Source organism: Mycolicibacterium sp. 624 (genome assembly GCF_040548615.1).
Taxonomy (GTDB): Bacteria; Actinomycetota; Actinomycetes; order Mycobacteriales; family Mycobacteriaceae; genus Mycobacterium.
In genome coordinates, this window is the sequence record NZ_JBEPRZ010000001.1 from 1,134,957 (window position 1) to 1,157,826 (window position 22,870).

Consider the following 22,870-nt stretch of genomic DNA (forward strand, 5'->3'; position numbering starts at 1 on the left):
ACGTCGGGTCCGCGGCGCTCGGTGGACTCTTCCGGTTCACGCTTGTCATCTGCCATGTGTTCAGTCACTCCGCCGTCGGATCAACGCGCGGGTCCCTACCGACCGCGCCGTCGTGCATTGATGTCACTCTATCCATCGCTTACCAGAGCACCCCGCGGCTGGGCGAGACCACGAAACCGTGTGCTCCGCCGACGGTTTCGCATGTCACCGTCTCACCGGCGCTGACGGCGCATCGGGTGGCGCCGTTGGTCAGCCGGTGCCCCTCGGGCAGGACGTCGACGGCCCGGGTGAACGTCGGCGTGTCCGACTTGCGGTAGACGGCGGGGCGGTTGCCCTCGATCGCGGTCTGGTTGGTGCCCGCCGGGGCATCGGACGGAACGGCATCGCACCCCACGATGCGGCCCACCGGACCGATCCCGCAGGAGATGCCGGAGGCGGTTCGAAAGTGAATCCACCCCGGGTCGCTCTCGAGGACGTAGTTGCCCTCGCCCAGCGGGTACTTGTCCACTCCCGGGTCCCGGTCGGGCCGCGCTACCGAGGCCTCGGCCGAAGCCACGATTGCCGTCGAATCCGTTGCGTCGCTGTCCCTGTCGGACCCGCCGCAGCCTGCCAGCAGGACTGCGGTCACCGCGAGGACCGGCACGCCCCAGATCGCCCTCATCACCGGCGTTCCGGCGCGCCGACGACCCTGACGTCGTCCCCCGCGCTGCTCGGGTCGATGAGGATCTTCGCGTGCGTGTCCGGATGACCCAGCGCATCGAAGGCCACCTCGACACCGTCGAGTCCCACGGTGCCGGTGACCAACGCCGAGGCGTCGACCTTGCCGTCGGCCAGCAGGTGCAGGGTGTCGCGGAATTCCAGCGGTGTGTAGCCGAACACGAACCGCATGTCGATCTCCTTGCTGATCGCCAGCGACGGGCGCAGGCGGTCCTCGCCCATACAGACGCCGACCACCACGACCCTGGCGTTCAGCGGCGCCGCCGCGGCCACGCCGTCGATCATGCCCGGGACACCCACGCACTCGAAGATCACGGGGCGCTTGGGCCCGGCGGCGCCCAGCTTGTCGGCGGCGCGGTACAGGTGCACCCAGCCGGGCAGCTTGCGCATCTTCTCCATCGAACTCATCCCGAGTTCGTAGAGCGCGGGGGCGGAGGTCATCATGCCCCGCTGCGATTGCAGGGCGGTATAGGGCGACTCGTCCGCCGGGTCGACGACGACGTCGGCACCGCACCGCTGTGCCAGCGCCCGTCGGCCCGCCGAGAAGTCGCTGGCGATGATCGTCGACACGCCCTGCGCCTTGAGATGGCATATGACGGCCAGCCCGACGGGGCCGCAGCCCACCACCACTGCCACGTCACGCTTGCCGATCTCGCTGCGCCGCACCGCGTGCAGCGCGACCGCCATCGGCTCGGTGAGCGCGGCGGTGTCCACGTCTAGTCCGTTCGGCACGACGAAGCTCATCGAGGCCTCGGCCAGCACCTGCTCGGCATAGCCGCCTGGCGCCAGCGGCGAGAGGCCCGTGAGGTGAACGCCACCGTGCGAGCGCACCAGCGGGAAGGCGACCACCGTGGTGCCGGTCTTGAACTCCTTGGCGGCGCCTCGTCCGCGTTCCAGCACCTCACCGCAGAACTCGTGGCCCATCACCACCGGGGTGTCCCCACGCATGAAGTCCTCGTAGCCGACCGCGGTCATGACGTCAGTCAGCTCGTCCGAGTGGTCCTTGGCGTGCAGGTCCGAACCGCAGATGCCGCAGCGTCGCACGCCGAGCAGCAACTGCCCCTTGTCGGGCTGCGGTGACGGCAGGTCGATGACCGACAGCGTGCCGTGCACACAGCTGACCGCCCTCATCGAGGACGGGCTTGCGTTGTGATCTCGGTCATTCGGCCAGTATGCCTCTACCGCGGCGGGCCTCTGGAGGCTTACGCCGCCGAGGATTGCGGCTCGCCGTCACCCAACGGGGTGCGGGGCAGCGCACGAATGGCGATGCGGATCGCCAGAAAGATGAGCGTCGACGTCACCACGAACACGGGCCAGCCCATCGCGATGCGCGCGACCGCCAGAAGCCCCGACTGATTGGTGTCGTACAGGTAGTACTGGACCATGAACCGTGACCACGACACCGCGGCCATCACGGCGGTGACCAGTGCGAAGACACGGCGGACCCGTGCCACACTCCGCCACGTCTGGTCGCGCCCGGTGAGCCACGCCCATCCGACACCGACGAGGGGCCGCCCGACGAGCAGCGAGATCGTGAACACGATCGCCATGACGAGATAGGCCCAGATGCCGGGCAGATAGAAGTCCTTGGCCTGCCCGGTGACGAAGGCTAACCCGCCGGACACCGCGACGCCGGCGAATCCCAGCAGCGCGGGGCGGGTTGACTCGCGCCGTACCAGCTGCCAGATCGCGATGATCGCCGCGGTACCGAGGGCGGCCACGATGGCGGGCACCAGGCCCGACGCGGTATTGGTCGCCGCGAAGACGGTGACCGGCACCGCGGTGTAGACCATTCCCCGAATCCCGCCGGCGCGCGCCAACAGCGCCTCGTACGGCGTGTGAGTGTGTGTCACGGGCGTCGCGTTCCCTCGGGGTTGGACCGGCGTGCGGTCGGGGGGCGGTCCCAATCGAGCGTACCGATGCGGACGGATACGAGCCCCGCGCCGATTACTCGGTCGCCGCCAGCTGCGTCACGGGTGCGGCGCCACGGTCGTTGATCCGCGCCGCGACGAAGTCCGCCGCCTGGCTCGCGAGTCCCGTCTGCACGTACTGGCTGTGGGCGGGGCGATCGTCGCCGGTGGAGCAGACAGGATCGGCACCGTTGCACAGGTCGATCGTCCTGGGCCCGTACACCGGGCTCAGCGCTGTGAGCGGTTGGCCGATCCGGTTCGACGGGTTGCCGAAGACTGCGACCGCTGCGACGTGGTCAGCGACGTTGGCGGGCATGGGATTTGCGAATCCGAAGAGCGATCCCGCTGGCGCGGTGATGAAGTCGACGACGGCCGCTCCCTGCGAGTAACCACCGAGCACGATGCTGGTGTCCGGGCACGACGCCGCGATGCGCTGCACGTAGGCGCTGGCGTCATTGGCGCCGTCGGAGGCCTTCAGGAAGTCGTAGGAGGCGGGGTAGTTCACCGCGTACACGCCAACGGTCTTTCCGTTGAGATCGCTCTCAAGGGCGTCGACGAACGCCTGACCGACAACACCGACTCCCGCGGGTTCGGCCGTGCCGCGGGCGAACACGACCTCGACGTCCGAACAGCTGTCGGCTGCCGATGCGGTGGGCGCAAGGGTCAGCGCGCCCGCGACTGCGAGCAAGCCGCCACCCAGGGCCGCCATCACCCGCCTGGCCACGGCGGGGATGCCACGGGTGTTCTCAGTCAGGTCGGCGCGCATGGCTTCTCCTCGGTCGGGGCTTTCTTGTGGCTGCTATCCGTCGAACCCCACAACAGCCGTTTGAATTCCACTCCATCGCCGGATTACGGCCAATGTGGCTACCGCCACGTTCTTCTACCGGCTAGCAGGAAGAACGTGCCAGTTCGAATTTGCTTCCACCGCCAGGATTCGAGTGGGTCAGATGCGGGAAGCCACGTCACATCAACACGCCACACACACAAGGAGCTGTCACGATCATGACGATGCAACAGGTGAAGTCCCGGTCACGCGACGAATCCGGCTGGCCAGCGATGCGCCGATGGACGGCGGTCGTTGGATTCAGTGCGGCACTGGCGGCCACTCCCCTGCTCGCGGCGTGTGGCTCCAGTGAGGAAGCGCCCTCGGACACCACCACCACGACGACGACGTCGATCAGCGTGTCCACCGCTCCGAGCACAACGGACATCAGCCCACCGGCGCCTGCCACTGGCGGCCCAACTGGCACGGGCGGTCCCGAGGGCGGCGGCGGCTCCGTCCCCGGTGGCCCGACCGGTGGCGGCGGTCCCGAGGGCGGCGGCGGCTCCATCCCGGGTGGCCCGACCGGCGGCGGAGGACCCGGTGGTGGCGGCGGCGGCATCCCGGGTGGACCCAGCGGATCGGGCGGTCCCGGTGGCGGCGAGGGTTGTGTTCCCGGAGTCGGTTGCATCACCGTCCCCGCGCCCTAGCGCGTCTGGGATCAGCCGCGACGCAGCGTCAGCAGCGTGATCTCACTGGGCGCGAAGACCCGGAACGGCGGGCCCCAGAATCCCGTACCCCGGCTGGTGTAGAGCTGCGTTCGAGCACCGTGCCTGCTCAATCCAGCCACCACGGGTTGGTCGAGTCTGACCAGGAAGTTGAACGGCCAGATCTGCCCGCCGTGGGTGTGCCCGGACAGCTGGAGATCGACGCCGGCCTCGACGGCCTGCGGCACCTGCTTGGGCTGGTGCGCGAGCAGTAGCACCGGCAGTGCGGCGTCGGCGCCCGCGAGTGCCCTCTCGAGGTTCGCCCCGTGCCCGTCGACGCCCGACGCCAGCGCCGTCGCGTCGTCGACACCCGCGACGACGAGCTTCGCTCCGTCGCGTTCAACGACAATATGACGGTTGTGCAGGACGTCCCAGCCGATGTCGGCCATGTAGTCGAGCCAGCCCTGCGCCTCGTGGAAGTACTCGTGGTTACCAGTGACGTACACGCGGGCGAGCCTGGCCCGCACCGTGGCCAGGGGCGCGGCCTGTCGTTCCCGCACGGCCGGGGTTCCGTCGGCGATATCGCCGACGTGGCACGCGATGTCGGCATCGAGCGCGTTGACGCGATCCATCACCGCCGACGACCATCGGGTGCGATCGATCGGCCCGTAGTGGGTGTCGGTGATCATCGCGACGCGCACCCCGTCGAGCCCCTGGCCGAGACCGGCGATCGCCACGTCGACGTGTTTGACGCGCGGCACGCGCATCGCCTCGACGTATCCCCATGCGAGCAGGGCGAGCACGACCACCACCACCGCGCCGGCCACCACGCGGGAGCGCACCGGATCGTCGACGCCGAAGATGAACAACGCCAACCGCAACACCTGGGCCAGAACCGACCAGACGAACAGGACCCAGACCGCGCCCAGCAGCGCGTCACCGATCGCGGCGGCCCGGTCCCGGTGGCGACCGTGTCCCAACACCAACAGCGCGGGCAGCGCGACGAAGACGGCCACCAATGTGCCCGATCCGGCGATGACCACCGCCGCCGGCCACCGGGTGCCCGCTGAGAGCAGCGTCCACCACGGCACCGAGAAGAGCAGCAGCAGGATCGCCGACACGATGAGCACCCGCAGCCAGTTACGCGGTCGCCGGGTCGGCGCCTCGGGTTCCACGACGGCGGCGGGAGTTTCTGTCATCGCGGAGTGTCTCGATCTGGTCGGTGGCGTTTGATCCCTCGACGGTACCGGCGTGTCAGTCGGCGTCGCCGTACTCGTCGAACCAGTGGGCGAGCTTGCCGCGGCGGCTGACGGCGCGCAGCCTCGACTCTGCGGCCGGCCGGATCTTGCTCGTGGTGACGATGAGCAGCTCGTCACCCGCCTCGATCCGGGTGTCGGGCAGCGGGACGAACGTGTGCCCGTCGCGGATGATCAGCGTGATCACCGCCGGATCGGGCAGCCGGAGTTCGAGGATCGTGACGTTGTGCAGGCGCGACGTCGGTTGCACCGTCATCGTCAGGAGTTCGGCGTCGAGGACGTCCAGCGGTGCCGCCTCGACCTGAATCTCGCGGGTGGACTCACGGGTGATGAGGCCCAGCACCTGTGCGATCGGACGCAGGCTCGGCCCCTGCACCAGGGTGAACACCACCACGAGGAGAAACACGATGTTGAGCAGCCGGGAGCTGTCGGGCACACCGGCGACGATCGGGAATGTCGCCAACACGACGGGGACCGCACCGCGTAGGCCCGCCCACGACAGGAAGACCTGTTCGCGCCACGGAATGTTAAACGCGGCAAGCGATCCCACGACCGACACCGGTCGCGCGACCAGGAGCAGAACGAGGCCGACGATGATCGCGGGCAACACGGCGGAGCCGAGTTCACTCGGGCTGACCAGCAGGCCCAGGAGCACGAAGAGGCCGATCTGCGCCAACCAGCCGAGCCCCTCGGCGAATGACCGCGTCGCCGACCTGTGCGGCAGCCCGGAGTTGGCCAGCACCACAGCGGCCAGGTAGGCGGCGATGAACCCGCTGGCATGGACGGTGCCCGCCGCCGCGAAGGCGACGAGACCCAGGCCGAAGGTCGCGATCGGGTACAGGCCGGAGGCCGGCAACGCGATACTTCGCAGCGCGAACGCCCCGACGAATCCGACCGCCAGACCGATCGCCGAGCCGGCAAGCAGTTCGAACACGATGCCGGCGATGGCGCTCTCCGGCTCGAAGACGAAGGGCACCACGCTGAACATCAGCACGAGGATCACCGCGGGCGCGTCGTTGAACCCCGACTCGGCCTCGAGCAGACCGGCGACGCGCCTGGGCAGCGGGAGAACACGCAACACCGAGAAGACCGCCGCGGCGTCGGTGGACGACACGATCGCGCCGAGCAGCAAGGCGAGCTGCCAGTCCATTCGGAGCAGCACGTGCGCACCGGCCGCGGTGATCAGCGTGCTGATCACCACGCCGACGGTGGCCAAGGCGGCCGCGGGTGCCAAAACCTTGCGGATGTCAGTGAACCGGGTGGTCAGACCACCTTCGACGAGGATCACGGCGAGCCCGGCGGTGCACACATTCCTGGCCAGTTCGACGTTGTCGAAGGCCAGACCGAACCCGTCCTCGCCGAGCACGACACCGACCAGCAGGAAGAAGAGCAGGCTGGGAAATCCCACGCCCGTCGCCACGCGCGTGCCGACGATGCTTGCCAGCAGCACGAAGCCACCGATCAGCAAGGCCAGATACAGCTCGTGCAAACTCATTTCGTTCCCGTCCAGGCAGAGCCATCAGTAAATCAGTAGACGGCCCCGCCAGTAGGCGTTGTCCGTCGCCGCGGAGCCCACGCGCGTCGCCTCCCGATGCGACAAGATGAACCCATGGCGGAGCGCAGAATGCGGGTGGGCATTGCCGGTGCCGGCAATGTCGGGCGCTCCGTCGCGCGTGAATTGCTCGACTACGGCCACAAGGTGCTGTTGATCGAGCGGGAGCGGCGGCGCTTCGAGCCGCAGACGGTGCCGGGCGCGGACTGGCTCAATGCCGACGCGTGCGAGCTGTCCGCGCTCGAGGAGGCGGGCGCGCAGACATGCGATGTGTTGATCGCCGCCACGGGTGACGACAAGGCCAACCTCGTCGTCGGCCTGCTCGCCAAGTCCGAGTTCGGCGTTCCGCGGGTTGTGGCACGCATCAACGACGTCCGCAATGAGTGGCTCTTCAGCCAGGAGTGGGGCATCGACGTCGCCGTGTCGACTCCGGGCGCACTGGTGGCGGGTATCGAGGGCGCCATCGATGTGGGCCACCTCGTCCGGCTGATGGGGCTGCGGGAGGGACGCGCCGATCTGACGAAACTGACGCTGCCCGCAGATAACCCGCTCGTCGGGCAGCGCGTGGACGAGCTGGCGCTTCCGGGCGACACCGCGCTGGTGACCCTGATCCGGGACGGCCGGGTCATGGTGTCGCAACCGGATCAGGTCCTGGAGGCCGGTGACGAGTTGTTGTTCGTCGCCGACAGCTCCCTGGAGCAGTCGATTCGGGCGGCCATCCACAGCGCGGAGCCCCCGCGCGTATCTGTCAAGCACGACCCGTGACGGACGACTCTCTGACGGGCCCCGACCGCACAGAAGGGCGCACAAGGATGTCGGACACGTTCCCGCCGTCGGGTCGAGCACCCGGATGGATCGCCATCGGATCCCCGTTCGACTGCTCGGCCAGTGGGCGAGGAGAGCAAATGGCGCCCGCTGCGCTGCGCGACAGTGGGCTCCTGGATCGCCTCAGGATCCCTGATTCGGGCGACGCCCATCCGCCCCACGCCCCTGACGTCCGCGACCGACGCTCCGGAATCCTCGCCCACGAGCAGGTCCTGCAGTCCAATAGGTCGATCCGCGACGCGGTCGCCGCGGTGTACGAACAGCGCTGTCGGCCGCTGGTGCTCGGCGGGGACTGTGGCTGCCTCATAGGCGCCGTCGCCGCGGCCGCCGACCGGTTCGGCACGATCGCGTTGGTCCTCGCCGACGGACACGCCGACTACTGGGACGGGAATACATCGGAGACAGGCGAACTCGCGGACATGGGCACCGCAGTCATAAACGGATGGGGCCCGCCTGACCTCATCGGACTCGCGGATACCAGCCCGATGGTGCATCCGAAACACACAGTGCTCCTGGGTTATCGCGACGATCCTGACATCGCGGCAGGCCAGGAACAGGAACTCGACCGAGTGCCGGCTGACACACAGATCATCACCGGTGTGCAACTGCGCGATTCGAATACCGCAGTGCTCGTCCAGGAACTCACCAGCCATCTCGCCACCGAGACCTCGGGGGTCTGGCTGCACATCGACGTCGACGTCCTCGACGCAGCCGTCATGCCCGCGGTCACGTACCCCAAATCAGGCGGTCCGGACTTCGATCAGTTGGCCGACGCGCTGCGCCCGGTGCTCCGAAGCCCCGGCCTGATCGGGATCAGCGTCGCCGATCTGCGCCCCGACCTCGACAGCGACGCGACACTGACCAACCGGACGCGCGATCTGCTGGTGGACCTGCTCACAGACGAATCGCCATAGCCTGTGTCGCCGCACTGACGACGATCCTGCCGATGGGCCGCCCGCATCACTGAGCAGCGACGGTGGCGACTCGCCACTACGGTAACCACGGTGAACGACGCGCAGAGCTCCCGACCGTTCCCCAGGGGCATGGCCCTGTTGGTGGCCGGCGCATTCTTCATGGAGATCCTCGACGCGACGATCATCGCCCCGGCGATCCCGCTCATCGCCGACTCATTCGGCGTCGCGGCCGTCGATGTGAGCGCCGCGATCTCGGCGTACCTGGTCACGGTGGCGGTGCTCATCCCCGTGAGTGGCTGGCTAGCCGACAGGTTCGGCATCCGGCGGGTGTTCATCATCGCGATCGTCGTGTTCACCATCGCGTCGATCGGTTGCGCGGCGAGTGTGTCGCTGCCGATGTTGGTGGCCATGCGGGTACTGCAGGGTGTCGGTGGCGCGATGATGGTGCCCGTCGGCAGGCTCGCGGTGCTGCGCAACAGCGATAAGTCCGACCTGGTCCGCGCCATCGCCCTGCTGACCTGGCCGGCGCTGGCCGCACCCATCATCGCTGTGGCGCTTGGCGGGGCGATCGTGACAGTGGGGTCGTGGCGGTGGATCTTCCTCATCAACATCCCGATCGGCATCGTCGGATTCCTGTTGGCGCTCAAGTTGATCCACGGCGCACCCACCCCGACCTTCCGGCCGCTGGACTGGCGCGGGCTGCTGATGATGGGCTCGGCGATCACCGCGGCGCTTCTCACGCTGGAGCACGTCGGCCAACCCGGTGCCGCACCGAAGGCGGTGATCGTCGGCATCGTATTCGCCGGAGTGTTGTTCGGCGCGACGGTCTTTCATCTACTGCGTTCGAAGTACCCGCTCATCCGGCTTCGAGTGCTGCGCATCACGACCTTGCGCATCACGGTGACGGCGGGCTCGCTGTACCGCGCGGTCATCGTCGCGGTGCCGTTCCTGCTACCGCTGCAGTTTCAGCTCGAGTTCGGATGGTCGCCGCTGGCGGCGGGACTAGCGGTGTCGGTGCTCTTCATCGGAAACCTGGCCATCAAGCCGGCGACCACACCGCTGATGCGCCGATTCGGCATCCGCCGCGTGCTGCTGGTCAACGGCGTGGCATCGGTGGCCTGTTTCGGGCTGCTCGCGGCACTGGCCCCGGGACTTCCACTCGTGGTGATTCTTGGCGTCCTCTTGGTCAGCGGTGTGCTGCGCTCGACCGGTTTCACCGCCTACAACAGCCTGGCGTTCGCCGACGTCGACGGCGACGATCTGACGCACGCCAACACGCTCAACGCCTCGGTGCAGGAACTCGCCGCGGGTTTCGGCATCGCGGTGGCCGCCCTGATCGTCGCAACGCTCGGGTCCTACTCGCTGACCTATCTCCTACTGGGCGCGGTGATGGCCGTGACCATCATCGAGACCCTGCGGCTGCCGCGCACGGCCGGGGCGCACGTGAGCGGTGCCCGGTAGAGCGGTGCACGACAGGTCTCAGAAGGGGCTGCTGTTCTTCTGCCACTTGGCTTCCTCGGGCCGTGGCCCGAAACGGCGCTCGTAATCCTCGTGCATGTGCGCGTCACGCTTGCGCTTGATCACGTCGACCAGGTTGGGGTCAAGGCCGTGCTTGGCCAGCCGGTGCCGACGCCACACCTTGTTCAACGCAATCGCCATCAACACCGCCCAGATATAGATCGGCGCCGTCATCTCCAGGTGGACGTAGAACGTCGTCGGGATCAGCCAGAGCGGGGCGAGCGCCAGCAGCGGCGGGATCGCCATCCGGATGATGTGGCGGCGGACCGCGCCCTGACCGGCGAGATCCTCTGCGACCCAACGCTGCATCGAATCGGGCAGCCTGCGCCCGTAGCAGTAGGTGATGTACTGCCAGAGGTTTGGCTTGTCGGCGGCCATGGTGACTCCTGTGGGTCGGAGGGGTTCAGGGTTTGAGTGCGCCCGCTGCCAGGGCGGCGACGTTGATGCGGGTCAACGCCTTGTGTAGTCGCTCGAGTTCTGGCAGGTCCACGCCGAGACGCGCGACGACGGTTGGCGGTATGTCGAGCGCCTTGTCGCGCAGGGCGATTCCGGCTTCGGTGAGTTCCACGTCGGTGGCGCGCTCGTCGGTCGCACTTCGGGTACGGGTGACGAAACCGAGCGCCTCGAGGCGCTTGAGCATCGGCGAGAGCGTCGCCGAGTCCAGTTGCAGTGCCGTCGCGATCTGCTTCACCGATAACGGCGACCGCGACTCAGTGGACACCTTGCGATGATCCCAGAGCGCCAGCATCACCAGGTACTGCGGGTGAGTCAGGCCCAGCGGCTCGAGCAGCGGGCGATAGACGGCCAGGACGGCCCGATTGGTGACGGCCAGGGCGAAGCACACCTGCTGCTCGAGAGCGAGCGGATCCACGTCGGGGACGGTCGATGCGGCCATGTTTTCATCGTACCCACTTAATTAGTGCACTAACAATGTCGCAGGTGTCACAGCTGCCGCTTCGCTCTAGGGTGGGGCCATGACCGCCGGGGAGCAGCGGCACGGCGTTGAGCTGACCAACCTCGACCAGCCGCTGAGCGCTGAGTCCAATGCGACCAAGCGCGACCTGGTCGACTACCTCGACGCGGTGGCCAATCGCCTGCTGCCCGGCCTGACCGGCCGTCCACTGACGGTGCTGCGGGTGCTGCGCGGACGCGCATTCATGCAGAAGAACGTGCCCGCCTACACCCCGGAGTGGGTCGCGACGGTGTCGATGTGGGCCGAGACCTCACAGCGAGAGGTCCACTATCCGCTGTGCGACGACCGGCGGACGCTGATCTGGCTGGCCAATCAGCGCGCCATCGAGTACCACCCGACCCTGGGCCTGGCCGATAACGTCTACCGGCCCACGCACCTGGTCCTCGACCTGGATCCGCCCACCGACGATGACTTCGCCGCCGTGGTCACCGTGGCCCACCTGGTTCACCGGGCGCTGCGGGACGCCGACCTGGCCGGTGTGGTGAAGACGAGCGGGGCCAAGGGCCTTCACGTGTTCGTGCCCGTCGATGACGCCGTTCCGGTCGACGACGTGGCCGCCGCCACCCGCGCGCTGGCCGCGCGAACCGAGGCACTCGATCCCGATGTGGCCACGACGGCGTTCATCGTGGCCGATCGCGGCGGCAGGGTTTTCGTGGACTCCACCCGCGCCGGTGGCGCCACCGTCGTCGCGGCCTACAGCCCCCGCTTCCGCCCCGGCACACCTGTTTCGTTCCCCGTCGCCTGGTCGGATCTGGACCGGATCCACCCCACCGACTTCACGGTGCGCACCGCGATCGAGGCGCTGGACGGCGGCGATCCGTGGGCGGAGGCGATGCCGGCCTCGCAGCGATTGCCGACCGATCTCATCGAGCACGGCCGGACGATCCCTGTCGCGCGGGTGGCGGCGATGCACGAGGGCAAGCGACGCGCCCGGGCTCGGCGGGCCGAGGGCGGCACGGGGTAGAACAAGCCCATCCCGGGTCTACTAGGCGTTGTAGTAGTGGCGGCGGTAAGGTGCGGCGGGTGAGCACGCCGAAGTCACGCGCCCGCTGGGTGCGCGGCGCCCTGGTCGGGGCGTCTTCGGCGGTCGTCACGACCGGAGCCCACTCGGCGGCTGGCGGCGGGATGCCGCGCGGTGCCGCCCTCCTCATTGCACTGCTGGTGTGTGCCGCGGTGGGCGCACTGTGCGGCTGCACCCGATTCGACGGACGCGCGAGCCGGCCGCTGAGCACCGCCGCCGCCCTTGGCGCCGCCCAGCTCCTGGGCCACGTGTCCCTCGCGATGGCGGGCGGCCACCACCACGGCGGCCATTGGCTGGGGCTGAGTCCCTCGATGCTCGCGACCCACGCCGCGGCCGCCGTCCTGCTCGCCGTCGCCATCACCGCCGTCGAGCACCTTTACGTCGTCTGCTGCTCAGTGCTGTGCTGGCTGCGGCTTTTTGCGATATCGGCCGCCGAGCCGGTCTCCCGGCCGTCGTGCCGTATGACCAGTGTCGTCGTCGCGCGGCCGGTTCTGCACTTCCCTGGCCTGGGCATGCGGGCTCCGCCTCGGCTGGTCTCCGCGACCGCATAGCGGTCGTCTCTACATCTCACTCGCCGGGCCCTCGCCGAACACGCGATCGCGCCCCGATCGAGCACGCCACCGCGCGGCTCATCTCGCAGCTCAACGACTGCAAAAGGCTTGAGAAACATGACCATTCCCAAAGACACAACCATTCCCAAAGACACCTCCCCTCCACCGCCGACCCAACGCAGTTGGCGACCGCTGATCGTCCGGCTGCACTTCTACGCTGGCGTCCTGGTGGCCCCGTTCATACTGGTCGCCGCAGTGACCGGTGGCCTCTACGCACTGGCCCCCACGATGGAGAGGTTCGTCTACGACGACGTCCTGTTCGTGGAGCCGACCGGGGAACCACTGCCGTTGCGTGACCAGGCCGCGGCCGCACGTAATGCGTTCCCGGATCTGACGATGACCGGCATGCGGCCGCCCGCCACCGGTACCGAGTCCACGCGCGTCTACTTCAGCGATCCGACACTCGATGAGGAGTGGTCGCGCGCCGTGTTCGTCGACCCCTACACGGGGCGCGTGCTCGGTGACGAGGCGACATGGCTCGGCTATCTGCCGCTGAGCACCTGGCTCGACGGGCTGCACCGCCACCTGAATCTCGGTGAGCCCGGCCGCATCTACAGCGAACTCGCCGCATCGTGGCTGTGGGTGGTGGCACTCGGCGGCCTGTATCTGTGGCTGGTCAAGGCGGCCGGTGAGCGACGCCGCAACCGCGCGGGCCGGGTGCTGTCGGTGGATCGCAGCGCGACGGGCCGAGCACGCACCCTGAACTGGCACGGCACCACGGGGATCTGGCTGCTGGCCGGGCTCTTGTTCCTGTCGGCGACGGGTATCACGTGGTCGACATATGCCGGTGCTCACGTCACCGACATCAGGACGGCGTTGAGTTGGCAACGCCCGCAACTGGACACGGCGCTGGAGCACGCTGGTCACGGCGGCACCGCGCCGGCCCACGCGACGGGCGATCCGGCATCGATCGACTACGACGCCGTGCTCGCGGCCGCGGCGGGCGCAGGCGTGCACGTCCCGCTGGAGCTCACGCTGCCCACCGAGGGGGGCCAGGCCGTCGGGGTGACCGAGATCGACGCGCCGTACCGGTTGACCACCAACGCCGCATCGATCGATCCCGACCAACTCACGGTTTCCGGCGAGATCGATTTTTGGCGGGACTACTCACTGGTGGCCAAGCTGGCCGACTGGGGCATTCGCGCCCACATGGGCCTGCTGTTCGGACTGCTCAACCAGCTCGTGTTGCTCGGGGTCGCGGTCGGGCTGCTGACCGTCATCGCCCGCGGCTACCGAATGTGGTGGCAGCGCCGTCCCACTCGTGGTTCGGCATGGGCCGTGGGCCGACCACCGACGCGCGGCGGAGTTCGACGGCTCTCCCGGCCAGCCATCGCCGGCCTGGCGGTCGCCGTGGTCGGCATCGGCTGGTTCCTGCCGCTGCTCGGGCTCAGCCTGGCCGCATTCGTGGCCGCTGACATCGCCATCTCAATGATCAAGCGGCACAAGGCATCCAACATGACACAGGAAGAGGGCAATGATGCGTGACACGACGAGGCGGGCACGGCTGTACATCTCGATGGCGCTGGTGGCGTGGACGGCTGTTGGCTGTACGTCGCCCGCGGGTCATGACGAGGCGCCGATGGCGGGGTCCGTCACCATCGGTGAGCAGTGGGCGAGTTCGGCGGATATGGGCATGACATCGGTGTTCGGCACGTTCACGAACGCGGGTCATCACGATGCCCGCATCGTCTCGGCACTTTCACCGGCTGCCGACCGCGTGGAACTTCACGAGGTGACCACCGACGGCGCGGGTACAAAGACCATGCGCCCCAAGGCCGGCGGTGTGTCGATTCCGGCCGGGGGCACGCACGACCTGGTGCCCGGCGGTGATCACCTGATGCTGATGGACCTGGTGGCGCCGCTGCCACCCGGCGCCGACGTCACGCTGACGGTCGAGTTCGAGGACGGCTCGACGCTGCCCTTCACCGCGCAGGTCCGCGACTTCGCGGGCGCCGGCGAGGAATACCATGGCTGACCCGGCACGACGCGGGTTCGCGGTCAACCGGCGCAGACTGCTCGCCGGGAGTGCCGCCGCACTGGCCGCGGGCGCTGCCGTGACGCAGTGTGGTGCCGCCCGATCCGCCACGGCGGTAGATGGTTTCGGTAGTCGGACCGAACCGTTCTTCGGCGCGCATCAGAGTGGTGTCGCCACGCAGCCGCAGGCGCACGCGCTGTTCATTGGGCTCGACTTGGCACCTCAGGCTCACCGCAGCCCGCGTGAGACGCTCGCTGCGGTACTGAAACTGTGGAGTTCGGATGCTGAGCGGCTGACTCAGGGCATGCCCGGCCTGGCCGACACCGAGCCCGAGCTCGCACGGCGTCCCGCTCGGCTCACAGTCACAGTCGGCCTCGGACCGGGCGTGTTCGACAGCATTGGCCTCGGCGCTCGGCGACCCGCACCGGTCGCCGAGCTGCCGGGCTTCACCACCGACCACCTCGAGCCTCGTTGGTGCGGAGGCGATCTGCTGTTACAGCTCTGCGCGGACGATCCCGCCGTGATCGCCCACGCCAGCCGGGTCCTGCTCAAGAACGTGCGCGCGCTGACGTCACAACGGTGGCGGCAGAGCGGCTTTCGCAACGCTCACGGAGCCGACCAGTCCGGCACCTCGATGCGCAACCTGATGGGTCAGGTCGACGGCACCGTCAACATCCGCGACACGGCGGGGCTGGATCGCAACGTGTGGGACGACGGGACCACCCAACCCTGGTTCGCCGGCGGCACCGTGCTGGTGTTGCGGCGCATCCGCGCCGAGATGGACACCTGGGATGAACTGGATCGCGCAAGCAAGGAGTTCACCGTCGGCCGGCGACTCGACACCGGCGCGCCGCTGACCGGCCGACTCGAGTCCGACGAACCCGATCTGTCCGCCACTGCGAACGGGATTCCCGTCATTCCACCCAATGCGCACATCGCTCTGGCGAGGCACCGCACCGCCGACGAGCAGTTCCTGCGCAGGCCCTACAACTACGACGATCCCCCGGACACGGGTCAGACGACCGACAGCGGTCTGATATTCGCTGTGTACCAACGGAACCCCGCGGCGCAGTTCACACCGGTGCAGCAGCGGCTCGCGGCAGCCGATGCGCTCAACCGCTGGATCACCACGATCGGTTCGGCCGTCTTCGCGATACTGCCTGGTGCCAGCGACGGCGGCTACCTCGGTCAGTCGCTACTGGAGGGATCGGGGTGAGATCGAGGCGTCACCTGCTCACAGATAGGGATCCACCCAGGCGCTGATGATTCTGGCTGCCCTGGCGGCCTGGTTTTTGCCGGTGAGCAGGTGGTCGGCCCCCTCGAGTGAGACGAAACTCCTTGGGTGCCGTGCGGTTCGGAAGATCTCGCTGGCGTTCGCGATGCCCACGGTGTTGTCGGTCGGTGAGTGCATCACCAGCAGCGCACGGCGCAACGTGCGGATCAGCTCCGTCAGATCGGCGGCACGGACGTCCTCGACGAAGTGCCGCTTGAGTGTCAGGGCCTTGCCACCGACGGGGAAGGGTGCCTCACCGTCGGCCTCGATCCGGTGGATCAGCGCGTCGTAGTTGCGTTCGACGTGGGCGGGGTCGTAGGGCGCGCCGACGCTGACCACCGCGGCGACGGTGTCGCAGTGGTGGGCTGCGGCGATCGCCGCAGCCCCGCCGAAGGAGTGCCCGACGAGCAGTCGCACCTCGCGGCCCGACGCGTTCATCACCTCCACTGCGCGCACGGTGTCGGCGACCTTGTGCGAGAACGAACCGTCGCCCCAGTCACCGTCGGAGTCGCCCAGCCCGAGGTTGTCGAAGCGCAGCATTCCGATGCCCTCGCTCGCGAGCTGTTTGCACATCCGGTTCGCCGCAGGGCAGTCCTTGCCGAGGGTGAACCCGTGGGCGAAGACACCCCAGCCACGGAGTTCCCCGCGCGGCGGTTCGATGACACCCGCCAGCTCGGGGCCCGTCGTGCTGGGAAACCTGATGCGCTCGGCCACGAGCGTCATTTTGTCACCGACACTCTCCCCGGATTAGTCCTTGGAGTAGTCGGTGCTCAGCCACTGCTCCGGGCGCATCCGGATGATGACGGAGTTCGACCCGAGGTTCTCGTCGGTGAAGGCGTTGCCCTCCTCCTCACCGAGATAGCGGATCGCGATCGCGCGCACCGTCGCGTCCTCGGCGGGTTCGATCCCCGTGACCGGCCCCTCCGCTGTGACATAGCGATATGGCGGCGTCTCCACCTGGACCGAGATCGCGAATCGCCCGGCGGCCCGGATCAACTTCTCCTTGACGGTTCCGGCGTCGGTCCACAGCAGCACCTCGCCGCCGGGCTGGTAGCCGTACCAGATGGGCACCGCCAACGGTGCTCGGTCCTGCCGCTCCACCGCGACCACACCTACGTGTAGATCCGCAAGGAACGCTTCGCGCTCGTCGGCGTTCATCTTCGCCATTGAGGAGATCCTTTCGACAGCTCGGGTTCCCCGAGTGCAACCCACACCCGGTCCGGCCGATTCCCCGAGGGCATCAAACCGACCCGACGAGCATCGCGGCACCCGGACCGTCGAGGGCGTCGACGGGGACCGGTCTGCCGGAGACTGCCATGAGTAGATCGATCGACCGTCCCCTCACCTGCGGTCCATGTCCATGGGTCAGAGCCGAGTCGGTGGCGACCAGACGGAGGCCATCGATGCGCTCGCGTCCGCCGCCCATCACCGCACCCGTCCTGGCCTGGTAGGTCAGGGCCGTCACCACCGCGTGCAGCGGGTAGGCGGCCGCGATCCCGAGGGGCCGCCGGATGTCCTCACCGTGGACGAATGCCTCGACGAGACGCGTCGCCAACGGGGCCGGAGGCGTCAGCGTCCAGTCGGACACCGCGCGCAACGCCTCGAGTGTCGTGCGCGGGTCATCGGCCCGCCGTCGACGAACGCCGAGATCGTTGTCGCGGTCGAAGTCCAAGCGCGCCCGAATCATCCGCGCGATGAAGCCGAACCGCGATGTCTTCGCACTGTCCACGAGGTGTGCCACGACGTCGTGCACGTTCCAGCCGTCACACAGCGACGGTGTCGCCCACGCCGTGTCGGGAATGCACCGCAGGTCCGCCACCAGCCGTGCGCGTTCGGCGTGCACTATTGGCCACACCTCCGATCGGTTCACCATCGCCTCTGCTCCCGCCCCGTCAGCCGCTGAGATCGTCGGAGCGCCCAGCCGCCAGGCGTGACCACTGCGACGTCGGTCGACCGTTCAGCCGGAACTGTTGTCCCGCAGTCGCATACGACTGTGGCCAACCCTCCGGCGAGTCCTCCCACGTCTCCTGTCGCCCGTAGACGGTGAGATCAAGGAGGTGGTAGCTGTTGGCGCCCGCCTCGGTGCCGCGGCCGGTAGACCAGTAGGTCTCGAACACCCGGTCGCCGTCGCGCAGGTAGCAGGCGTAGAAGCCGACCGATCGGCCCGCGAGCAGCTCAGTTGCCTCGGTCAGCGAATACCACGGCATCGTCCATCCCATGAAGTCGCGATACCGCGCGCTCTCGGCATAGGGGCCCTCACAGAACGTCGCGTACGTGACGTCGCGACTGTGCAGGTAGGACAGCTCCTGGGCATGACCGGTGAAGAAGGTGCAGCCCTCGCACTGGTCGGTGGCCGGTTTCCCGTCGTGCCACATGTGCAGGTAGACGAGCAACTGTCGGCGTCCCTCGAAGACGTCCACCAATGGCACCGGTCCGTCTGCCCCGATCAGCGGAATCCGGGCGTCGACCTCCACCATCGGCAGCCGTCGTCTCGCCGCGGCGATGGCATCGCCCTCCCGTGTGTGCGCCTTCTCGCGCTCGGTCAGCCGATCGACTTCGGCCTGCCACGCTGGCCGGCCTACGACGGCGGGCAGCGGGTACGTCGCCTCCCTCGCGATCATGGTCACCTCCTGGTCCTGGGCGCCGCGTTCGGTGCGGTCTGAATGGGTAGACCGCGAAGGCGAGCACAACTCATCGCCACAATCGAGCGTTCCAACGTGGGATGGCGGCGTTACCCTGCGCGCAGGGCGGTCGGCTGGGGAGGTCGGATTGATGGCTGGTTCACTGCGCATTCGCGTCTGCGCCGCGGCGATCGCGGCACTGACGGTGGCGGCGACCGCGGCATGTACGGACACGCCGCCTGCGGAGCCTCAAGCGACCGAGCGTCCGTTCTGTGAGGTGGCAGTCCCCGCGGCCTGGCAGTCGGCGATCGACGCGGGCAGAGTCGACACGGGCGGCGTCTCGACGCTGCCGTTGGCGGTCAGTCGGGTCGGCGAGGTCATCGCGGTTCGCGACAACGGCGACACCCGCGACGTGCTGTTGGTCGGTGCCGACAGCTCGGCCGCCGAGATCTACCCCGTCCCCGACCCCGACAAGAACGACGTGGGTTTCGCGGCGGTCGACGACCGCTGGATCGTCATCGGCGTGGACCGCATCCCACGCGGATCCAACGGGGTGCTACCGGGGTTGATCAGGATCGACGTGGTCGATCGACAGGGTGGGCCGGTGCGGACCATCGCACAGCGGAGCATGGCCGACTACACGACGGGCCGCAACGCCATCGACTCGGTCGCCGCGTTCGACGGCAAGGTGTACTGGCTCACCCACGAGTCCCCCGACGATGACACCACCACGCTCAGCTCCTACGACCTCGCGACGGACACGGTCGACGAGGTGCGGTCTGACTCCGCGCGTGACCTTCGTACCTCCGCAGCCGGGCTCACCTGGTCCCGCGAGGGCCCGGGAATGCCGCAGATGAAGATCGACGGCACGCTGCCGCCCGCAGTCGCCGAGTCGGTCGGCCACGGCCAGGACCGGGTGTCCGTCGCGTCGGATGGCACCGCCTACGCCTGGCTCACTGGGCTCGATGAAGGCGGCACCGGTGTCGCGTGGTGGTCACCTGATTCCGGATTGGTACGTGTCACAGGCGAAGTCGTCGCGCCGATCAGGCTGAGTGTGCCTTCGGTGTCGGTGGCGGGACCGTACGTGGTCATCGACCGGGGGCCGCGTGAGGGCAGTGCCCGCGATGCGTACACGGCCGTGGTTGACACACGCTCGGGGGCGGTCACCTACCTGGCCAACCTCACGCGCGGTGCCGACGGCGGCACCATTGCCGTTGACGTCGGTGTTGTCCCCAACAAGTTGGTTCCGCCGAATCTGAGTGTCGTCCGAGGCGACTCGCTGCCCGGACTGTCCTGCTGACGCCCGGCCGCTACCGCGTCTCCATAAGCAGAGTTCGGTGTTGACGTGACGCCCTCGATGCCCGAGTGTTGACGTGGGGGGTAATTAATGCCGAGCAGAGATATCGCGACCATCCGTCAGATCAAGCGCGTCGCCGGACATGGGGGGCACGTCAGCTACGACGTCGAGGTGCAGACCGACGACGGACGCATTCAACAGCTCACCTTCAGCGGCAGCATCTTCGTCGGCCCGGTGATCCTGTCGATCCGGAGCCACGACGGCCAGTGGAGCCGCGAGGCCATCGACGAACCGCGGCGATTCGGTGAGTTCGCCTCGGCGGACTGGGTCAGCCACTACTTGAACTCGGGGAGGCGAGCCGTTACCAGCGCCTACGCGTCGGACTGAAGGGTCAACACCGAGATGTCCGGGGGCGCGCCGACCCGGACCGGTGGCCCCCAGAACCCTGCACCCCGCGAGACGTAGAGCTGAGTGTCGCTCACCGTTGACAGCCCGGCAAGGGACGGCTGGACAGCGCCGACGACGTAGTGGAACGGCCACATCTGTCCACCGTGGGTGTGCCCGGACAGTTGCAGGTCCACCCCGCGTGCGGCGGCGTCAACCACCTGAACCGGTTGGTGTGCGAGCAGGACTGTTGGCCCCGAGAGATCCACTCCGGTCAACGCTCGCTCGAAGTCGGGTGGAGTTGATCGCGAGTCGCCCGCGATGTCGTTGACGCCGACCAGGTCGAACGCGGCGCCACCGCGCCGGATCGCGGTGTTCTCGTTCTGCAGTGGCTGCACGCCGAGCCGCTCCAGCTCGCGCAGCCAGGAGGACGTGTCGTCGACGAAGTACTCGTGGTTACCGGTGACGAAGAACGTCCCCTCACGGGAGTTCAAGTCCCGCAACGGTTCCGCGGCTGCACCGAGCTGCTCGACGGTGCCGTCGACCAGATCCCCCACGATCGCCACGAGGTCCGGCTCGGCCTCGTTGATCATCCTGACGATTCGCTCAGTGTGCGCGCGGCCAGACAACGGACCGAGGTGTACATCGGACACCACGGCGATCCGGAATCCGTTGAACGCCGGATCGAGCCTGCGCAGTCGTACCGGCACCCTCAACAGGTCCGGTGGACCGAGTGCATTGGCGGCACCGGCAGCGACCAGACCCACCGACGCCGCGCCAGCGGCGACGGCGCTGGCGCGCGCGATGAAGACCCGCCGGTTCACCGCAGGCGCGGACTCGGGCGCAGGCTCGGGCGTGGTCGTCGGGGCAGCCGCGACGGCGTCCGGTCGCGCGCGCTTCAGCAAGGCCCATGCCACGAGCCGGACCGGCTCCAGCACGAGCAGCGTGAGGAAGAGGTAGGCCAGGAGCCCCAACCAGAGGTAGCCCGGCCACGCCAACCACGCCGCCTCGGGCACCCCGGTGACACGAGGCAGGACCAGCGTCGCCAGCAGCAGGACGGTGAGCGCGAGCAGGACAGCCGTGAGGATCCACCGCACGCGTCCCGGTGCAGTCGTGTCCTTGACCAAGCGTTTCCACAGGTACACCGTCATGAGCCCGAGGATCGCGCTGAGGATGACGATGAACATGCCACTCATTGCACACTGCCCCTGCCGAAACCGCACCCAGCAACGCCAGCAACCAAGATCATCTCGTCGGTATGGTCGAGAGATGAGCGTGGGGGGACGAACCGTTCGACTGCTGGCCATGGTGGGTGTCCTGCTTCTGGTCATCACCGGGTGCGCCGGCGGCAACCAGGGGCAGCCGTCCCTGGATCCGGTCGCCGACCGCGCGGAGCAGTAGGTCGCCGACCGGGTGGCCCAGGCTGTCGTTGACGAGCTTGAAATCGTCGATGTCGGCCAATAGCACCGCGACGGGCACGGCGTTGCGAGCCCGAAACTGCATCGCATGCGTCAACCGGTCATTGAACAGCGCACGGTTGGCAAGGTCGGTGACTGGATCGCGTAACGCGATATCGGCGACGGTGACGCGCAGGGTCCGGTTCTCGTCGAGGAGCAGGAACTGGCGCAACAGCGCGGTGAACACCAGCAGCAGGCCGGCACCGAGGACCGGCCCGGTGTACCCGATCTGCGGCCAGAGTTCGCGGACCCCTAGGGCCACGGCGAACGGTAGCGGTAGGTAGGGCAGCCACAGCGAGAGCTTCGACAGTGTGCGTGGTTGTGCCAGGGGTGCCGGCCGGGGTTCGGATGACAGTGCGGCCAGTCCGGCCAGGTACATCCCGCTCGCCCAGCCGAGGCGAACCAGATCGGTGGTCTCGCGGTCGTTCGCGGCGAGATAGACGTACATGGCGTTGGCCGCCGCGAGAATGACGATCCCGGCGGCGAAGAGCCTCAGCGGAAGTCGAAACCCGTTGATGCCCTTGGTGACAACCATGAGCGCGATGGCGACCACGACGAGGTCGGTGAACGGATAGGCGACCGATAGGGCGAACTTCATCGTGGATGACGCCGAGCCCGCGAACAGATCGCGTAGGACGAGCGACCACAGGATGATGAACGTCGACGTCGCGATGATCATCCCGTCCAGCACAAGGCGCAGTCCCGAGCGTGTACCAGCGCCCTCGGGGCTGATGAGAGCCGCGGCGCAGATGCTGACCGGGAACACCAGATAGCTGACGTCCGCCAGCATCACGGCCGGGGAGCTGCCGTAACCCGCCAGGTTTAGATACGTCCAGAGCACGTCGCCCACCGCATAACTGGCGAGCCCGACGGTCAGGCACGTCCACGCGGCGCGCTGTCTGCCGCGAACACGCATGGTCGCGAAGAACGCGCATCCGGTCGCGAACACGCTGAAGGCGATACCGCCCAGCGCGGCACTCACGGAGTTCGCCGCTGGTCCACCGAGGTCCAACAGCAGCCACCCCGCGAAGGCGACGAGCCCGAGCCCGCCGGCTGCGGCCACCCATCGGCGTTGCGGTGTCAGCTTGTGTCCTCCCAG

The 22,870-nt window shown here is 68.2% G+C and carries 25 protein-coding genes; 11 read left to right on the forward strand and 14 right to left on the reverse strand.

What is annotated here, in order from left to right:
* Positions 1-139 precede the first annotated feature (139 nt).
* The 4 genes from ABIA65_RS05205 to ABIA65_RS05220 form a co-directional block, all read right to left on the reverse strand.
* Complete coding sequence (locus ABIA65_RS05205; protein ID WP_354522852.1) at positions 140-661, reverse strand: hypothetical protein; 522 nt, start codon at positions 659-661, stop codon at positions 140-142.
* Complete coding sequence (locus ABIA65_RS05210; RefSeq protein ID WP_241402445.1) at positions 661-1,848, reverse strand: zinc-binding dehydrogenase; 1,188 nt, start codon at positions 1,846-1,848, stop codon at positions 661-663. The genes ABIA65_RS05205 and ABIA65_RS05210 overlap by 1 nt, the downstream gene beginning before the upstream one ends.
* A gap of 71 nt (positions 1,849-1,919) precedes the next feature.
* Entirely contained in the window at positions 1,920-2,570 is a 651-nt protein-coding gene (locus tag ABIA65_RS05215; RefSeq protein WP_241402444.1) for a DUF3159 domain-containing protein, read from the reverse strand.
* 94 nt (positions 2,571-2,664) lie between these two features.
* Positions 2,665-3,393, reverse strand: a complete 729-nt coding sequence (locus ABIA65_RS05220; protein ID WP_371746915.1) for a cutinase family protein — start codon at positions 3,391-3,393, stop codon at positions 2,665-2,667.
* A gap of 290 nt (positions 3,394-3,683) precedes the next feature.
* On the opposite strand from ABIA65_RS05220, the gene ABIA65_RS05225 reads away from it, so the two are divergent.
* Entirely contained in the window at positions 3,684-4,097 is a 414-nt protein-coding gene (locus ABIA65_RS05225) for a hypothetical protein (RefSeq protein WP_241405420.1), read from the forward strand.
* 11 nt (positions 4,098-4,108) lie between these two features.
* Here ABIA65_RS05225 and ABIA65_RS05230 read toward each other — a convergent pair whose 3' ends face one another.
* Complete coding sequence (locus ABIA65_RS05230; RefSeq protein ID WP_354522853.1) at positions 4,109-5,293, reverse strand: metallophosphoesterase; 1,185 nt, start codon at positions 5,291-5,293, stop codon at positions 4,109-4,111.
* 55 nt (positions 5,294-5,348) lie between these two features.
* Positions 5,349-6,845: a potassium/proton antiporter gene (locus ABIA65_RS05235; protein ID WP_354522854.1), complete on the reverse strand. Its 1,497-nt coding sequence runs from the start codon at positions 6,843-6,845 to the stop codon at positions 5,349-5,351.
* Between the two features lie 129 nt (positions 6,846-6,974).
* Here ABIA65_RS05235 and ABIA65_RS05240 point away from each other — a divergent pair, with 129 nt between their 5' ends.
* The 3 genes from ABIA65_RS05240 (at position 6,975) to ABIA65_RS05250 (ending at position 10,102) form a co-directional block, all read left to right on the forward strand.
* Positions 6,975-7,667 (forward strand): potassium channel family protein, encoded by a 693-nt coding sequence (locus tag ABIA65_RS05240; protein WP_241405419.1) that lies wholly within the window; start codon positions 6,975-6,977, stop codon positions 7,665-7,667.
* A 47-nt stretch (positions 7,668-7,714) separates the two neighbouring features.
* Positions 7,715-8,641, forward strand: coding sequence for an arginase family protein (locus ABIA65_RS05245; protein WP_354522855.1), 927 nt, complete (start codon positions 7,715-7,717; stop codon positions 8,639-8,641).
* 129 nt (positions 8,642-8,770) lie between these two features.
* Positions 8,771-10,102 (forward strand): MFS transporter, encoded by a 1,332-nt coding sequence (locus ABIA65_RS05250; RefSeq protein WP_354523093.1) that lies wholly within the window; start codon positions 8,771-8,773, stop codon positions 10,100-10,102.
* Positions 10,103-10,120: 18 nt separating this feature from the next.
* Here ABIA65_RS05250 and ABIA65_RS05255 read toward each other — a convergent pair whose 3' ends face one another.
* Positions 10,121-10,537 carry a DUF5313 domain-containing protein gene (locus ABIA65_RS05255; protein WP_241402441.1) on the reverse strand — a complete coding sequence of 139 codons (417 nt, stop codon included), beginning with the start codon at positions 10,535-10,537 and terminating at the stop codon, positions 10,121-10,123.
* Positions 10,538-10,562: 25 nt separating this feature from the next.
* Positions 10,563-11,054 (reverse strand): MarR family winged helix-turn-helix transcriptional regulator, encoded by a 492-nt coding sequence (locus ABIA65_RS05260; protein ID WP_354522856.1) that lies wholly within the window; start codon positions 11,052-11,054, stop codon positions 10,563-10,565.
* A 79-nt stretch (positions 11,055-11,133) separates the two neighbouring features.
* On the opposite strand from ABIA65_RS05260, the gene ABIA65_RS05265 reads away from it, so the two are divergent.
* The 5 genes from ABIA65_RS05265 (at position 11,134) to ABIA65_RS05285 (ending at position 15,955) form a co-directional block, all read left to right on the forward strand.
* Entirely contained in the window at positions 11,134-12,096 is a 963-nt protein-coding gene (locus ABIA65_RS05265) for a DNA polymerase domain-containing protein (protein ID WP_354522857.1), read from the forward strand.
* Positions 12,097-12,155: 59 nt separating this feature from the next.
* Positions 12,156-12,704 carry a hypothetical protein gene (locus tag ABIA65_RS05270; protein ID WP_354522858.1) on the forward strand — a complete coding sequence of 183 codons (549 nt, stop codon included), beginning with the start codon at positions 12,156-12,158 and terminating at the stop codon, positions 12,702-12,704.
* Positions 12,705-12,821: 117 nt separating this feature from the next.
* Complete coding sequence (locus ABIA65_RS05275) at positions 12,822-14,249, forward strand: PepSY-associated TM helix domain-containing protein (protein ID WP_354522859.1); 1,428 nt, start codon at positions 12,822-12,824, stop codon at positions 14,247-14,249.
* A complete protein-coding gene (locus ABIA65_RS05280; protein ID WP_502919520.1) occupies positions 14,242-14,739 on the forward strand; it encodes a copper chaperone PCu(A)C in 498 nt (165 codons plus the stop codon). Before ABIA65_RS05275 ends, ABIA65_RS05280 begins: the two co-directional genes overlap by 8 nt.
* Positions 14,732-15,955 carry a Dyp-type peroxidase gene (locus ABIA65_RS05285; protein ID WP_354522860.1) on the forward strand — a complete coding sequence of 408 codons (1,224 nt, stop codon included), beginning with the start codon at positions 14,732-14,734 and terminating at the stop codon, positions 15,953-15,955. The genes ABIA65_RS05280 and ABIA65_RS05285 overlap by 8 nt, the downstream gene beginning before the upstream one ends.
* Positions 15,956-15,973: 18 nt before the next feature.
* Here the strand turns inward: ABIA65_RS05285 and ABIA65_RS05290 are convergent, their stop codons facing one another.
* The 4 genes from ABIA65_RS05290 to ABIA65_RS05305 form a co-directional block, all read right to left on the reverse strand.
* Positions 15,974-16,726: an alpha/beta hydrolase family protein gene (locus ABIA65_RS05290; RefSeq protein WP_354523095.1), complete on the reverse strand. Its 753-nt coding sequence runs from the start codon at positions 16,724-16,726 to the stop codon at positions 15,974-15,976.
* A 33-nt stretch (positions 16,727-16,759) separates the two neighbouring features.
* The gene (locus tag ABIA65_RS05295; protein ID WP_241402434.1) at positions 16,760-17,179 is read right to left on the reverse strand and encodes a pyridoxamine 5'-phosphate oxidase family protein; all 420 of its coding nucleotides are present in this window, start codon (positions 17,177-17,179) and stop codon (positions 16,760-16,762) included.
* 73 nt (positions 17,180-17,252) lie between these two features.
* Positions 17,253-17,885 (reverse strand): maleylpyruvate isomerase family mycothiol-dependent enzyme, encoded by a 633-nt coding sequence (locus ABIA65_RS05300; RefSeq protein WP_354522861.1) that lies wholly within the window; start codon positions 17,883-17,885, stop codon positions 17,253-17,255.
* A gap of 19 nt (positions 17,886-17,904) precedes the next feature.
* Positions 17,905-18,633 carry a DUF899 family protein gene (locus ABIA65_RS05305; protein ID WP_241402432.1) on the reverse strand — a complete coding sequence of 243 codons (729 nt, stop codon included), beginning with the start codon at positions 18,631-18,633 and terminating at the stop codon, positions 17,905-17,907.
* A gap of 151 nt (positions 18,634-18,784) precedes the next feature.
* Between ABIA65_RS05305 and ABIA65_RS05310 the strand changes: the two genes are divergently transcribed.
* Complete coding sequence (locus ABIA65_RS05310; protein ID WP_354522862.1) at positions 18,785-19,933, forward strand: hypothetical protein; 1,149 nt, start codon at positions 18,785-18,787, stop codon at positions 19,931-19,933.
* Positions 19,934-20,020: 87 nt separating this feature from the next.
* Positions 20,021-20,317 carry a hypothetical protein gene (locus tag ABIA65_RS05315; protein ID WP_241402430.1) on the forward strand — a complete coding sequence of 99 codons (297 nt, stop codon included), beginning with the start codon at positions 20,021-20,023 and terminating at the stop codon, positions 20,315-20,317.
* On the opposite strand, the gene ABIA65_RS05320 is transcribed toward ABIA65_RS05315, so the two are convergent.
* Positions 20,302-21,501, reverse strand: coding sequence for a metallophosphoesterase (locus ABIA65_RS05320; protein WP_354523096.1), 1,200 nt, complete (start codon positions 21,499-21,501; stop codon positions 20,302-20,304). The two genes, ABIA65_RS05315 and ABIA65_RS05320, sit on opposite strands and share 16 nt — an antisense overlap.
* 58 nt (positions 21,502-21,559) lie before the next feature.
* On the reverse strand, positions 21,560-22,834 hold the full coding sequence (locus ABIA65_RS05325; protein WP_354522863.1) for a diguanylate cyclase domain-containing protein: 1,275 nt from the start codon (positions 22,832-22,834) through the stop codon (positions 21,560-21,562).
* Positions 22,835-22,870 lie beyond the last annotated feature (36 nt).